At 55.4% G+C, this 14,464-nt stretch carries 11 protein-coding genes; 7 read left to right on the top strand and 4 right to left on the bottom strand.

What is annotated here, in order from left to right:
- The first annotated feature begins 127 nt into the window (after positions 1–127).
- Positions 128–1,252 carry a peroxiredoxin family protein gene (locus SH573x_RS20255; RefSeq protein ID WP_479349561.1) on the top strand — a complete coding sequence of 375 codons (1,125 nt, stop codon included), beginning with the start codon at positions 128–130 and terminating at the stop codon, positions 1,250–1,252.
- A gap of 15 nt (positions 1,253–1,267) precedes the next feature.
- On the opposite strand, the gene SH573x_RS20250 is transcribed toward SH573x_RS20255, so the two are convergent.
- Positions 1,268–2,371, bottom strand: a complete 1,104-nt coding sequence (locus SH573x_RS20250) for a Gfo/Idh/MocA family protein (protein ID WP_479349560.1) — start codon at positions 2,369–2,371, stop codon at positions 1,268–1,270.
- Positions 2,372–3,245: 874 nt separating this feature from the next.
- Between SH573x_RS20250 and SH573x_RS20245 the strand changes: the two genes are divergently transcribed.
- From SH573x_RS20245 to SH573x_RS20235, 3 genes are all read left to right on the top strand, one after another.
- The gene (locus tag SH573x_RS20245; RefSeq protein ID WP_479349559.1) at positions 3,246–4,232 is read left to right on the top strand and encodes a hypothetical protein; all 987 of its coding nucleotides are present in this window, start codon (positions 3,246–3,248) and stop codon (positions 4,230–4,232) included.
- Positions 4,233–4,434: 202 nt separating this feature from the next.
- The gene (locus tag SH573x_RS20240) at positions 4,435–6,300 is read left to right on the top strand and encodes a tetratricopeptide repeat protein (protein ID WP_479349558.1); all 1,866 of its coding nucleotides are present in this window, start codon (positions 4,435–4,437) and stop codon (positions 6,298–6,300) included.
- Positions 6,297–7,874, top strand: coding sequence for an AMP-binding protein (locus SH573x_RS20235; protein WP_479349557.1), 1,578 nt, complete (start codon positions 6,297–6,299; stop codon positions 7,872–7,874). Before SH573x_RS20240 ends, SH573x_RS20235 begins: the two co-directional genes overlap by 4 nt.
- 4 nt (positions 7,875–7,878) lie before the next feature.
- Here the strand turns inward: SH573x_RS20235 and SH573x_RS20230 are convergent, their stop codons facing one another.
- The 3 genes from SH573x_RS20230 to SH573x_RS20220 all read right to left on the bottom strand — a co-directional run bounded on the left by SH573x_RS20230 (position 7,879) and on the right by SH573x_RS20220 (position 11,876).
- Positions 7,879–10,458: a hypothetical protein gene (locus SH573x_RS20230; protein ID WP_479349556.1), complete on the bottom strand. Its 2,580-nt coding sequence runs from the start codon at positions 10,456–10,458 to the stop codon at positions 7,879–7,881.
- A 69-nt stretch (positions 10,459–10,527) separates the two neighbouring features.
- Positions 10,528–11,481, bottom strand: coding sequence for an ABC transporter ATP-binding protein (locus SH573x_RS20225; RefSeq protein ID WP_479349555.1), 954 nt, complete (start codon positions 11,479–11,481; stop codon positions 10,528–10,530).
- Positions 11,478–11,876, bottom strand: coding sequence for a GntR family transcriptional regulator (locus SH573x_RS20220; RefSeq protein ID WP_479349554.1), 399 nt, complete (start codon positions 11,874–11,876; stop codon positions 11,478–11,480). The genes SH573x_RS20225 and SH573x_RS20220 overlap by 4 nt, the downstream gene beginning before the upstream one ends.
- A gap of 363 nt (positions 11,877–12,239) precedes the next feature.
- On the opposite strand from SH573x_RS20220, the gene SH573x_RS20215 reads away from it, so the two are divergent.
- From SH573x_RS20215 to SH573x_RS20205, 3 genes are read left to right on the top strand one after another with little or no spacing between them, the layout of a single operon-like run.
- A complete protein-coding gene (locus SH573x_RS20215; RefSeq protein WP_479349553.1) occupies positions 12,240–13,313 on the top strand; it encodes a hypothetical protein in 1,074 nt (357 codons plus the stop codon).
- Entirely contained in the window at positions 13,288–13,794 is a 507-nt protein-coding gene (locus SH573x_RS20210; RefSeq protein WP_479349552.1) for a hypothetical protein, read from the top strand. Before SH573x_RS20215 ends, SH573x_RS20210 begins: the two co-directional genes overlap by 26 nt.
- A 40-nt stretch (positions 13,795–13,834) precedes the next feature.
- Entirely contained in the window at positions 13,835–14,425 is a 591-nt protein-coding gene (locus SH573x_RS20205; protein ID WP_479349551.1) for an NfeD family protein, read from the top strand.
- Positions 14,426–14,464 lie beyond the last annotated feature (39 nt).

Genomic DNA, 14,464 nt, shown 5'->3' with positions numbered 1-14,464 from the left:
AGCGACTCTTGATTGTGGCGTTGATGTCGAAGACGCCACTGCTTGTTAGATGCGCGTAAATTTCTTGACACACCTGAGTTGTGACCGCATCTTGTCTGCATTCTGTCTAAGAACTCTGAGGCCTTTTATGTTGTGCCTTCGCTCATGCCTGTTGATGTTGACGCTGGCCGTATGGTTGTCCTTCGGTGTCGCTGCGGCGGAGAATGATGACATTCTGACTGTTGGCTCCGTGGCTCCTAAACTGGACATCGAGCATTGGTTTCCACAGGCCGACGGCCAGACGCACAAGGTGACCGGTTTCGCCAAGGGCCAGGTATATGTCGTTGAGTTTTGGGCGACTTGGTGTGGTCCATGTCTCCAAAACATGCCGCACTTGGTTCAGTTGCAGCGACAGTACGCCGAAAAAGGCGTGCAAATCATCGGCGTTACCAATGAAGATGTCGACACGGTTTCGGAGTTCATGTCGCGCGAAGTTCCGCAGCGTGCTGCTGGCAAACCGGACACAGAAACCCCGAAGACCTTCGGCGAGTTAACGCAAGTCTATTCGCTGGCTGCCGATCCGGACCAATCGACCAGCAAGGCATACATGGAAGCCGCGATTCAAGCTTCGATCCCCAGTGCCTTCATCGTAGGCAAAGACGGCAAGATTGAATGGATTGGGCATCCCGCGCAAATGGACGAAGTGCTGCGGCAGGTTGTGGCCGACAGTTGGAACAGAGACGAATTCGGCAAAGAATTCCTGGCTGACCAGCAAGCGACCAAAGCCCGAGCGGAACTCAACAACGCGCTGCAACGGCGAGACTACGACCGAGCTGTAAAGCTGATCGATGCGCGTCTGAAAGCGACCGATGAGCCCCAAGAGCAATTGGAGCTGCGGCTGACTAAAATTCAAATCTCCTTGGCCACCGATCAGATGCCGGCAGCAGCTGCGCAGTTAAAAGAAACTTTCGCCTTCACTGGTGGTCGTGCCGATATGGTGGATCTGATCTGCTGGCACATTTACGAGCAATCCGAGCAGCGCAAGAACGAAATGTCCTCGCTCATCCAAATTGCGCTGGCCGAAGGCGAGAAAGCTCTCGCCTCAGCCAAAGGTGCATCGCTGGCTAGCTTGCTGGACACCGTCGGACACTTGGCTTACAAGAGTGGTGATAAAGCCAAGGCGATCAAACTTGTCATCCAAGCCATCGACCTGGCCGATGGCGAAAACAAAGAGTTTTCCAAGCAATTCTTACAAGAGCTCCAAGGCAAATAGCTCCAAGCAAACAGCTTAGAGTTCTACTTCGGAACCATTGGATTTGGCTGATTGCCAGCAAGCGTCGAGGACGCGTTGGGTATTCATCGTCCACTGGGGCCAAACGTCCGATGGTTGGCCGCTGAGAGCCAACTTGGAAAACTCTTCGACCAGTCGGACTTCTTGAGCACCGGCAAAGGCGCTGGAGTATTCGCGCACGCTATGTCGGCGAGGGTGATGCTGCATATGAAACTCGCAGTTAGTCACCGAGAAGACGTCGTTGGTGACCGTGGCGGCAACTTCGGCGCCGTGATAGGGCAACACAAAGTCGGGCACTTGCAAGTTTCCAGCTTCGCCGCTGAGATGAATCCACTGTTGGTTCTCGGTCACAAACGAATTGTAGAACGAAGCGCTTACGCCATCAGGAAAGATCAACTCGGCGCTCAGTTCGCCCGGCACGGCCACAGGGCTGCCTTGGCCATGCAAGGTCGACAGCATTCTGGCTCGGACTGAAGTTGGCATTTTGCCTTGCATAACCCACAAAAACATGCGGATGCAATACCATCCCAGGTCACCCAAGCAACCATGAGGCTCCAGGCGACTATCGACGCGAATGTTCTGAGTGCGAAACTCTTGGTTGCTGCAGAACGAAAATTGACTGGCCATGCGCCGCAGCTTGCCGACATTTTTCGGGTCATCCAGCAAACTTCGGATCATCGGCAAGCGGCCGCTATGCATGAACATGACGCCATCCATGTACTGCACGTTATGTTGTTTGCAAGCGTGTAGCATTTCAGTCAGTTGGCTGGCATCAACGGCCGCCGGTTTCTCGGCCAGCACATGTTTGCCTGCTTCGGCAGCCTTGATTACCCATTGGTGACGCATGGCCGTAGGCAATGGAATGTAGACTGCATCCACATCATCGCGCTCCAGCAACGCATCGTATGGAGCGACCGCTTGCACAGCCTTAGCATAAGGCACATCGGCCGAACATTCATCGATAAAACGCTGCGCACTTTCGAGCGTGCGACTAGCGACAGCCGTCAGTGTAGTGTTGTTTGTCGAGCGAATGGCTCGCCAGTGTTTACGCGCAATGCCCGCGGTGCCCAAAATTCCCCAGCGACAGAGTCGATCCGCCATCTCGAAGTGCTTTCTTACTGGTTTGAAGAAGATTCAAATTCACAGAGCCAGCATTAAAGCCTCAAATCCACCTCCGGTCCATAGAGCTGTAGAGCAGCTGTCCCCAGCTGCTCAGCACCCTCTAACCAAATGTTCTACCGACCGTTGCTCTTTTTCGGCTGCCACACCGGTGCCCTTTTCGATTGCCAATTCCAAACACCGCTCAGAAGAACGGACATAGACTCCGGGGGAAGTGGTGCATGCGTCGAGTGTTGGTCGGAAGATACTGAGTTAGAGGGTTCCGAGCAGCTGAGGACAGCAGCTCTACGCTCAGCACCCTCTAACCCAATCTTCGACCGACCATTGGTCCCGGGGGGCGAAGGTCCTCCTGAGCCCAACACCGCTCAGAAGAGCGGATATAGACTCCGGGGGAAGTGGTGCATGCGTCGAGTGTTGGTCGGAAGATACTGAGTTAGAGGGTTCCGAGCAGCTGAGGACAGCAGCTCTACGCTCAACACCCTCTAACCCAATCTTCGACCGACCATTGGTCCCGGGGGGCGAAGGTCCTCCTGAGCCCAACACCGCTCAGAAGAACGGACATAGACTCCGGGGGAAGTGGTGCATGCGTCGAGTGTTGGTCGGAAGATACTGAGTTAGAGGGTTCCGAGCAGCTGAGGACAGCAGCTCTACTCTCAGCACCCTCTAACCAAATGTTCGCCCTCCCTTGCGAGGCGGCTGACACCAGCCAGAGCATTGGTAACCAGGTGAAGATAGGCTGACTCTGTGCATCCGGTTGTCCTTAGCGGATCTAGCGAAAGTTCTGGAAATTCTGGCTGTAACTCGTCGATGCTGGAGTGCAACGAGTGAAAGATTCTGGAATATGTGGAGTGGTGCTATGAATCGTCAGCAGTTGGTGCGTACATTGTCGCTGTCTGTGGGAGTCGTAGGAGTCCTGGGTGGACTGACCACTTTTGCAGTGGCTGATCAATGCGACAATCCATGTGATTGCTCCACTGCTTGCCATTGTCACCCATCGGGCGGCATTCTGGAAAAGCTCGACAAGGTTGCCGCCAGACATTTTCAATGCAAGCCGCAACGCAGTTCGATCTTGAGCGCTTTCAAATTGAAGATCAATTGCAAGATAAGCTGCGATGAGCCGACCTGTGGCACCGAGCCGACTTGTGGTACAGAACCATCATGCGGGACCGAGCCGGATTGTGGTGTTGAAGCGACCTGTGGCATCGAGCCCAGCTGCGGAACTGAACCAAACTGCGGAGTAGAAGCGGCCTGTGGCGTTGAAGCCTCGTGCGGTACTGAGCCAGGCTGTGGTGTTGAGCCAGGCTGCGGAGTAGCCGAGCCCTCCTGTGGCTGTGCGACGCCGTACTCCCACGCTGCTGGGCCGATCACTTATCCAACTCATTTGCAACATCGTAGTCAGTCTCCCGGACGCGTTCCTTCGCCGGCACCAGCTCCCAGCAACGCGATACCGGCTCCGCTACCAGAAGATTCGATGGTCGACCCGTTCCGCGACGATGCGGCCAGTTACCCCAGACGTGTTCCAGCCCGTCGCGTCTCGACTCATCAACCTGCCGTCGGTACTGCTCTGCGATTCGATCCGCAGGCGCGCCGAGCCAACGCTCGGATCAGCGACCGGTACGTGGCTCAATCGTCAGAAGTAGCACCAAAGTTGACTCCTGAGCCTGCACCCGCACCTGCCATCGAGGCCGTCCAATCTGCCAAACCAGTCCGCAAGCTGGCTGAACGACCAGTGCAGAAGGTGGTGGTTCCCGCCTCGGCTACCGAACCGGCCAAGTTGCCTCCACTTGGCAGCTCGCAGAGCCAGTTTGAACTGACCTCGTCGCGCAACCCGCTTCGTGACTGACGCTGGCTCTCGCTCCGTCAATGATGGCGCTTTCGAATCCATTCAAACACAGAGTCCGCAGAGGCTCGCAGAGAACATTCCTCTCTGCGATCTTCTGCGTCTCCGCGTTTTTGACCATGAGTTGCAGGGCAGGGCGTTGGGGAATTAAACTAAAGAGATGTAGGCTCCCCAATCGCCACTCACTGTTGAAACCAGATTTCCTATGCGACTCGACCCAATTGGTGCCGTCATCGGCCTGGCAGGATGTTCCGTTGACTGGATCCTGACGCGACCTTGGAAACTGCTGGTCTTGTTCTTTTTGCCGATGGTCTTTGCCACGCTTGTGGGCGGATTGGTGGCAGCAGGTTCATGGCTAAATCGAGATGTGCTGGCCGACACCTATCTTCGCCTGGCTGATAAAGAAGTTGCCAAGTGGGAATCGAAATGGGCTCCCGTTGATCCGGCCAGTGCTGAAGAGGAATCAGGTTCGACCGAGCGACTGGATCTAACACCCACCAAAGAAGATATCCCGGCGGCCGCCGAGATGCTCTTCCGTCGAGTCCAGCAGTTGCAGAAGAGCGACCGGCGCAGCGTGTTCTTTGTGGCGATGAGCTACATTCAGCGCGGGGCTTTGCAGCAAGGCATGACGATGCTCTCACGCATCGCACCCAATGACGCCATAGGATATCTGCCGGCTCACGCCTATCTGACGGAATATCATTTGTCGCGCCCGATCGCCCGCAAGGATCTGCCGGTCATTCGGCATCACATGTTGGCCACGCTGCGCTGGAATCGCGCCTCGCCACAATTACTTGCGACCATCAGCCAATTGCTGTTCAACATCAATGACAAAGATGCATCGGTTGAAGCCATGACGCTGGCCGCTGGACGCGATCCCAGCTTTCATCTGCCGCTAGCCAAACTGTGCGCCACGGATTCGAAAAACAGCATGCAGGCCGAAGCGGCTCTCCAATCGGCCATGAAACATTTCGCAGCCAAAATCGAGCGCAATCCCCACGACGTCAATGCGCGCTTGCTATTGGTGGACACTCATTGTCAAAAGTTGGACTTTGCGACTGCCGAGAGTCTACTAACCGAAGGCATGAAGCTGTCGGATAACCCATTGCTCAAGACCGCGCTTTCGGAAGTCTATTGCCGCACTTTTGTATCGAGCAGCAAGTTTGAAGATGATAGCTGGTCGGGAGACATCGAACTGCTCGAACGCGCCTATCGGCTGGATCCCAATAACTTGCATATCTACGAAGAAGTTGCCAAGCTGGCTCGCATCGGTGGAGCGTCTCCGCATGAAGGCTTGATGAATCAACTTCGCAAAAACCTGGCCGAAGGCAAAGCCACCTCGGTGACTCATACGTGGATTGCTGAACACTATCTGATCCACAATCAATTCGAAAAGGCCATTCCTCATCTCGAGCAAGCCGTCAAACGCGATCCACAAGCGTCGCGCTGTTGGAACAACCTTGCGTATTGTATTGCAGATCGATATCCCGATCGCTTGGAAGATGCATTGCGGTTTGCCGACCAAGCGCTGGCGATTGCTCCTCGTGTCCCCGACTACCATGACACGCGCGGCACGATTTTGATGAAGATGAAGCGGCATACCGATGCCGTGGCTGCTTATGAACATGCTATTGAAACGGTCACGCACTCCGGTGGCCGCTTCCAGCCTCAGCCCGGCTACCACAAACGCTTGTCCGAAGCGTATGCCGCTATCGGCGATGAATCGATGAGCAAGACGCATGCGGAAGTATCGGGGCGACTATTGGAGCAGATCGAAGCTGCTCGAGTGGCGGCTGAAGCGGCCGCTCAAGCACCTGCGGCTGAGAGCGGCACTGCTGAGAGCGGCACTGCAGAGGCTGGGCTAACTAAAGATGAATCCACTGAGAGAGAATCAACCGAAGCCGTATCCTCACCAGCGGCAGACGCTTCAACTTTGCCGCTTGTGCCTGCTGAAACAACTGGTGGCGATGCAGCGACTCCAACCCAGCCGGACTCTGGACCGCAGTCAGAATCGCAGCCCTCTCCGCAGCCCGGCAGCTCTGAACCTACTCAACCTCCTATTCAGTCGTGAGTTTGGTTGAACGTTTTGCTCAGCAGGTCGAAGCTCGCCCCCAGTCGCTGGCACTTACTGTTCTGGGCAGTGCCAGTGAACGAACTGCAGCGCACTACTCATGGCAAGATCTGGGGCGCTTGGTAAGTGCATGCCAGCACAGCTTGCTGGAAATCTCACCCGGTCCGCGCGTGGCGGGGCACGGTGTGCATGTGGCCACCTGGTTGCCCAATGGACTGGCTTGGATTGTTATTGACCTGGCACTGCAATCGCTAGGATGGGTGCATGTGTCCATCGATAAACGCTTGCCACGCAAGCTGGCCGCAGAATTAGTCGTACACAGCCAGTCTCGCTTTGTCCTAGGCGACGATCAACCCGGCGCATTCGATACCCTGGGAATTCATGCGCTCAATGCCGATGAAGTTGTTAACTGCCGAACGGCGATTTCGATGCACGGTGAAATACCGCGAGCGCCGCTAACAGAATCGCAGCCCGCTCAAATCTTGTATACCTCGGGCACGATGAGCCAACCCAAGGGGGTTGTGCTCAGCCATGGCAATCTGGAAAGCAATGCGTTGGCCAAGCTTGGGGCGGCCCCGCAGTACGCCGACGATGTGCGTTTGAATGTGTTGCCCTTTGCGCATGCGTATGCTCGAACTTGCGAGCTATCGACATGGTTGCTCAGTGGTTCGCAATTGTGTATTGCAACCGACTGGAACTTGCTGCTCGCTGGGGCACCGACCATTCAGCCCACCTTGATCAACCTGGTGCCGCATTTGGCGCACAAGTTAGCGGCAGTTGTGCGAGAGCGTGGCGCTATGGGTCCCGGTGTGTTAGGCTCACGCATGCGACTGCTGCAGGTGGGTGGAGCGGCCCTGCCTCGCGATGTCTGGGATACTCTGGCGGGCGCTGGCTGGCCGCCACTGCAAGGGTATGGTTTGACGGAAACCTCGCCAGTGGTTTGTTCCAATCACGCAGGTAGTCAAAGCCCGGACAACGTTGGTTTTCCTGTAGCGGGCGTCCAGCTGCGCGTCGATCAGTACGGCGTGCTATGGACAAAAGGTCCTCAAGTCATGCTGGGCTACTGGAATGACCCTCGATCGACTGCTGAACGAATCGTCGATGGTTGGCTATGCACCGGTGACCTAGCTGCCATCGAAGCAGATGGGAGCGTAAGAATTCTGGGCCGCGCCGATGATCAAATCATGCTCTCGACCGGTTACAACGTTTCGCCTTTCGAGCTCACCCAACTGCTGGCGCACGATGCCTGGATCGAGCACTTGGTGATTGTGGGCCATGGGCGGCCGTATGTGGCCGCGCTGGTTGATCCGCGCTGGTCGGCCATACCGGTTGAATTGCATCAGGATCATCCGCGGCTCGAACGATTATTGCAGGAACGCTGGGCAGTTCATTGGGATCGCGTGCCACGCTGGATGCAGATCCAGCGCGTAGCTATTTTGCCAGCGCCACTAACAGTCACCGATGGTGGACTGAACTTCAAAGGCGCGGTGCGACGCAAGTTTATCGAAGAGCAATTGTATGCTCAGCGCATCGCCGAGTTGTATTTGTGCAACTCGTTGCCTGCGGCAAGCTAACCAATCACTCCCCAGTTTCCGGTCGAGCACCCGAGGGCTCTGCTGCTGGCTGCTCCACTGGCGGAGCAGGTGGTGACTCGATTGTGGCTTCAGTGCCGATGGGTTCACTCGCTGGTTCACTCGCTGGTTCACTCGATCGTGTGGCTGGTGGCTCAAAGCGGTCGATGAGGTTCTTTAGATACATCTCATCGAACTGCATCTGTGTTAAGGGAGATGACTGGATAAACGACTGAGAAGTCAGTGCGGGAACTTGTTCATAAAGCACTGACAACTGCTGCAACATCAACACCTCAACTGCCAGGCTGCTGGCGGCTTGCCGCTGATAATTCCACCGCAAGGTTGGTACATTCTCAATCAACTGCCAAGCCCAGCGTGGCCGATTGATCAAGGTCCAGTTGGAGGGAGTGACCGAGTAAGCGAACATGGACTCAAGGGGAACTGGCCATGACGCCGCCGGCAAACTGGCGGCCGGTCGACCGTCCAGCATGCGATAGTCGATCGTGGCGGACATTCGCAGCAGTTTTTCCAAGCGCTCGGTCGCAATCGGTTGGTTGATCAGCTCGTTCAAATTGGCTGCCTCTGCCAGCCAATACCAATCGTCATTGGTGAGTTGACGCCGACTCACATTAGAGTGGATTCTAGCCCTGAGCAGTTCAATATTGTCCAAGACATCAAAGTCGATGAGCGAACAGAGTTTGGCATTGGCCCGCCAAGCGGCGACGGCCAGGTCTCGATCATATTTTCGATAGGTAGCTACAAATCCCCAGAATGCTGTGCCGTAAATCAGATTGAAATTCCGGGAACTTAGCGAATGCGGACCTTCTGCCAATTGCTTATCGATGCGACTGCTAATCGAAGTCAGCTCAGCGATCAGCGCCTTACGCTGGTCGCTCGTAAGCGTGCCACCACCCTGTTGAAGCTCCTCTGATGCCATGCGCAATCGCCAAGCGTCCTGAATCGAACTGCTTGCCCATTGAGGGTCAATCTTGGAGGCAGTCGGCAGTTCATCGAAAATGCTACCCAGCTCAATGGTTGGGTGAGGGCTGCCGATCTTTATCTGCTGGGCAGGCACACCCTGCCAGGGTCGATTGGGCACCAGCAGAAAATTTGTGGTTGCCTCGAGAAATATTGGCAGCAAAACCAAACAACCTAGGGCTGTACCTAAAAATTTAAACGTTGGCACGCGATCGCGAAGTAACCATTGCCGCACGATGAAGGCCATTGCCAATGGCAAACCAATGACTGCTGCCGTGATTCTCCACACAAGCGAGGGCGCAAACAGCGCGATCTGCCCCCACATAAACTCATTGACTCCGTAGACCAGTACTGTCAGTAGAACAACCGTGACCAACAAACCTGCACTGACAATCGTCGACGAAACGCACAGCGAACAACAGATAGCGGCCAAGAATATCATGTACGCGATACTGGTGAAAAGCAGGGATGCCCCAAGCGAAGTTGGAAGTGCGCCGAGGCTAAAGAAGGGCACTATGCTCAAAACGACGAGCATGCAAAAGGGCACCAATGCGTGTGCCACCAGGAGCTTCCACCACTCCACGCCACGATCGGCCAGAAATCGATAGCGATTGCGTGGTTGGTCAGCTGCAAAGACGCTCAGGCCTAGCAATCCACTGGCACCAAAAAGCACTATCAGAATTGCGTCACCAGGAAATCCAGAGATGACACGAGTCATCATCAGCAAGGCAGCGACGAAGGTAATCGATCGGAGCGCTAAGGATGAAGTTGCTCCGTGCCATAACAGCATGCCTAACTGATTTGGTTGGCGCGTCACCAGTCCATAACTGAGCCATAGCGAAGGTTGAGCCAGGCTGGTCCCGTCCCCTGCGCCTCGCCGGAAACCGGCCACCGAGAATTGGCCACTGCCCCACCGCCAGCGAAACGCGCGGGCTGAGAGATAGCCGCCACCCACAATTATGGTTAGCGCTGCTAAGCCGATGCCCACCGCGCCTGCGCCTTGTAAGGTGAGTTCCGTGTTGGGCGGTAGCCGCAGCAACACGCGCGGAGCCACATCGGTCAGCACGAAGTGAACCACGCTGACCAGCACACCAGCTATGACCATCGCAGGCAGCGTCTCACTGAGCACTAGCGCTGCCAGGCTGAAGCAGACATAGACTTCGATTGGCACCAGCACGACTGTCATTACCAGCGTGTAAGGTGATGCCCAGTAGTCTGTCATCCGCGGAGTGAGGCCTTGCCAGATGCAGAGCTGCCATAAGCAGCCATACATGGCCAGCAGCGATGCCAACATAGCGAGACTCGCGACCAGCCAGACAACTGTTTTGCTTACCCAAGCGCGTTGCCATTCGATCGGCAAACTGCTGGACCAGTTCCAGGATCCTGTTTGGCGCTCTTGGCCGATCAGTAAACCGCTGATGGCCATGGCTGCAAGCGTGGGCGCGACCAGGGCGAACAACAGAGTACTTGCGTATACGTCAGACCCGGGGTTTTCGCTCAGCTGACGCACATAACCAATGGCGATCAGCACGGCCAGTATGGCCCAACAGCCCACTAGCCCCGGCAACGCTTGCCGATAGTCTTTCCAGAGTAGATGTCGAGAAAACATGATGGATCTCGGATTGGAATTTTGATTTGAGAAGTGAGGTTTGAAACTTGCGATCTCGGTGTGCTGAGATCAGGCCACATGAATCTTGGGCTTATCCGCTGGGGCTGGAGAATCGGTCGGCTGCGTAAAGCCGATATACAGTTCTTCCAAGTTCGGCCGAATGACTTTCACTTCAAACAAGTTGTTGTCGCGCATCAGGCTCGCTTCGATCTCGTCATTCAAGTTGCGAACCATCAGGCGATGGCTTCTGCCTTCACTACTGCGATGAATTACGTCCAGACGATCGAGTTCGATCGGTTCAGCCAGCAACGGGTCGCGCATCGAATAGGAGAGCATGCGGACTTGCGACTTCAGGTCTTCTAGTGGCGCTACCACTTGCAGGCGACCGGCATGCAGGATGGCGACCCAGTCGGCCACGCGTTCGACTTCGTGAATTTGATGACTACTTAAAAAGACCGTCTGCCCGCTGGCCGCGCGGTCTACCATACTTTCCAGAAAGGCACGTCGCACCAGGGGATCGAGACCCGAAGTTGGTTCATCCAGGATCAAGAGGTCGGGATCAAAGGCCATCGCCAGGGCCAAGGCAACTTTGGCACGCATGCCTTTGGATAAACTGCGAATGGGTGTGTCGGCCGGCAACGCGAAGTCCGAGCAGAGCTGCGCATAGCGACTTAAAAAACCTTCGGCATAGAAACCTGAGGCATACCAACCGGCTTGAGCCACGCTCATCCATTCATACATACCCGGAGCATCAGCCACATATCCCACGCGGCGTCGCAGTTTCATGGTATCACGGATTGGGTCCATACCCAGCACTCGCAAAGTGCCACTGTCCAAGCGGTGGTAGCCCAAGAGCCCACGGATGAGCGTCGACTTGCCGGCGCCGTTTTCACCCAGCAGAGCGAACACACAGCCGGTGGGCACTTGCATACTCACATTGTTCAGCACCGACTTGCGCCCAAACTTTTTGTGGGCGCCTTCGACAGCGATGGCATTGGCTACGCTTTCAGAGTTGGTATTCATGCCTGAGCCCCTTCGTTCTTGGTTGCTTGTTTGACTGCTTTCTCGAACATTTCGCGTAAGCGTTCCGGTTCCAGTCCGCCGCGAATGGCTTCATCCACGACGGCCGTCAGCCGCTGACCCAGCAGAGTTTGACGATCGCTTACGCACCGCCTCTTTGCCCCAGCACAGACCGCGATCCCACGACCGCGGAGACTTTCAAGCACCTCTTCGTTTTGCAGTTCCAAATAGGCGCGCTGAATCGTGTTGGGATTGACCGCTAGTTTCTTGGACAAGACGCGGACACTGGGCAGGAGTTGGCCGGGCACCAGCGTGCCTTCCGCCACGGCAAACTTGATTTGCCGCACCACCTGCTCAAAGATCGGCATCCCGTTGTTCGGTTCGATCGTAAGTTGCATAACCACCTCTCAGTTGTGGTCTCGACCAATAATTGCCACAGTTGCGGTGTACTGGTGTACTGGTCAAATAGTACACCAGTTGATTGGTTGTGTCAAGACGACGTAGCAGCGTCTCTCCGAGACGCTGATCTAGCTCCTGGCAGACTCTGGCGATGATTCGCGATCCGAGTCTCGGAGAGACTCGACTACGTGGCACGTAGCAGCCTCTCTCCGAGACGCTGAATGGCCTGGGGGGTGGTGATGAAAGTCTCGTAGAGACTCAGGTAAGTGTTTTTTGAACGATCAGCTTTCGCCACGCAACCCAAAGCAGTAGACTAACGCTTTCGCAATTTAACAAAGATGTTATATAGCAAGTGGTTGCCGATGACTGCGATAAGCGTTGGGTATATCCGCAATCCCGTAGCCGATTGGTTTTGGTTTGTGCTCTTGCCGCCGCTAGCGGTGGCCCTAGCGCTGATCAGCGATCGTTACTTGACGTTTGTCGCCTTGGCGTCGATCAGTTTATGGATCACGGTCCCGCATCACTTCGGCACCTGGTGTCGAACCTATGGGCTGAGTGAAGACTGGCGTCGGTTTCAGGCGCGTGTCATTCTGGGGCCGATATTGATTATTGCGGCAGTGGTTTTTGGATTCAGTTATGCGCCGTTGACGATCTTCATTCTGACGACGCTCTGGGATCATCAGCACAGTTGCATGCAGCAGTATGGGCTAGGGCGCATTTACGATTACAAAGCCAAGACGGGCGGCCCTAGTGCGGCCAGGTACGATCTGTGGTTGATGATTGCTTTATATATCAACCATTTAATCACCACGCCGCTGTGGACTGAAATTTGGGTGCAGCAATTGTTTGCGTGGAATTTGCCTGTCTCGGCGCAGTTTGTACTGACCATTCAGTCGGTCAGTTATGCCGTGACCGGGGGAGTGGTGCTGTGGTATGCCTTTGGGCTACAAGATGCACTGCGGCAAGGTCAGCGACTGAACCCGATGAAGTATTTGTTTCTCGCGTCCAGTTTTGGGCTGTGGTATTACTGCGCGTGGCATACCAATTCCTTGCTCGTCTACGGTATTGCGCACAAGATCATGCATGGCGTGCAGTACCTGGTGTTTGTGTATTGGTTTCTCGAGCGCAAGCAGACGCACACGCATACCAAGCCGTGGATGTTGCCGCGGCTGAGCGTCGTTTACTTCGTGATCGCCGGAATTAGTTATGCAGTGGTGTTTCAGTTGCTGCTCCTGCGGCCTCTGGGAGAGTTCTTGTTTGGTTTGCCGCAGTTGGCCAGTCCGCCGCCGCCGCTGGCGGCAGGCGAGTTGCCGCCGCTACATGTGGGCTATGAACTGTATGCTGGTACGATCGTCAGCGCTGCTGCTCTGATTCACTATTACTTTGATTCGTTTATTTGGAAAATCCGCGATGAACGCAATCAACAAGGGCTCTAAACCCGACCGACCCACTTGGCGAAGACGTTTGCAAGAGTTTCGTTTTCTGGCCGTGGTGCTGGGCGTCTGGGTGGCCTTAGGCTTGTACGAGATGAATCGCAGTGATTTACCGAAGTCACCATCCGACGTGGTGCCCCAGTGGTTGCTGGACGAACGAGTTAACATGGCCCAGACTCTGCTAGAACTTTATCCTCAGCGCAGCTTGGGGCATTTCTTGCGGAGTTATCAAGCGGGCATGTGTTTCGATGTCGGTTATCGCCTGCCGGTGTGTGACCAGTTTCAGTATCGCGATCCCCGCGATGCGCAAGCGGCCTTGGAAGCGGCCATTGCGCTGCACGGACTGAGCAATCAAGAAGAGCTGTATCACTTCTACGCGACGATATTGGTGCGCAACGGTGCCCCAGCCGATCAGGTTGATCAGGCCATCGCCAATTGGCGGCGCAATTATCCTTACTCGACCAAGAAGCCGGATCCGCGCTAAGCTCTGGCACATCGGTTCGCAAATCGATATGCTGGACAGCATGGATCCCTTGGTAATCGCAATCTTGTTCTTTGTCGTAGCCGCGGCTTTAGCTGCGGCTGATTTGTTTGTACCCAGCGGTGGTGTCTTGGCGGTTTCTAGTCTGCTGGCCGCCGTGATCAGTGTGTATTCTGCGTTTCGCAGTAGCCAGACAGCGGGGTTGGTAACGCTGATCTTGATGCTGGTGGCCATTCCGATCTTCATCACGGTCGCCATTCGCATTTGGCCTCATACGCCGATTGGCCGCAGGCTTATTTTGAAGACCCCGGAGCTGCCAAAAACGTCAACTGACCCGAGGCTGGTCCAATTGCAAGAGTTGGTGGGCCAAATCGGCACTGCGCAAAACTCGCTGATGCCCTGCGGTTTAGTGCGAGTCCATCAACGCAACTACAACGCTGTCGTGCAGTCCGGCGTAATCGAAGCCGGGCAACATGTGCAAGTGATTGGCATCCAGGAGCGCAACCTGGTTGTGGCTGTGACGTCGCAGTCGCCGCGTGCCAAACCTAAGCCGGCCGTTCCTGAACCTGAACAGACGGCAGAAAGTCTCTTAGATCGACCAGCCGAGGAATTGGGCTTGGATTCGCTGGACTAATCCCGAATTGGACGTGTCCACGTGCTTAGTGTGCCAGCG

Source organism: Rania fehmarnensis, assembly GCF_056494185.1.
Note: the sequence above shows the minus strand (reverse complement) of the source record. Positions and strands in the feature narration are given on the sequence as shown.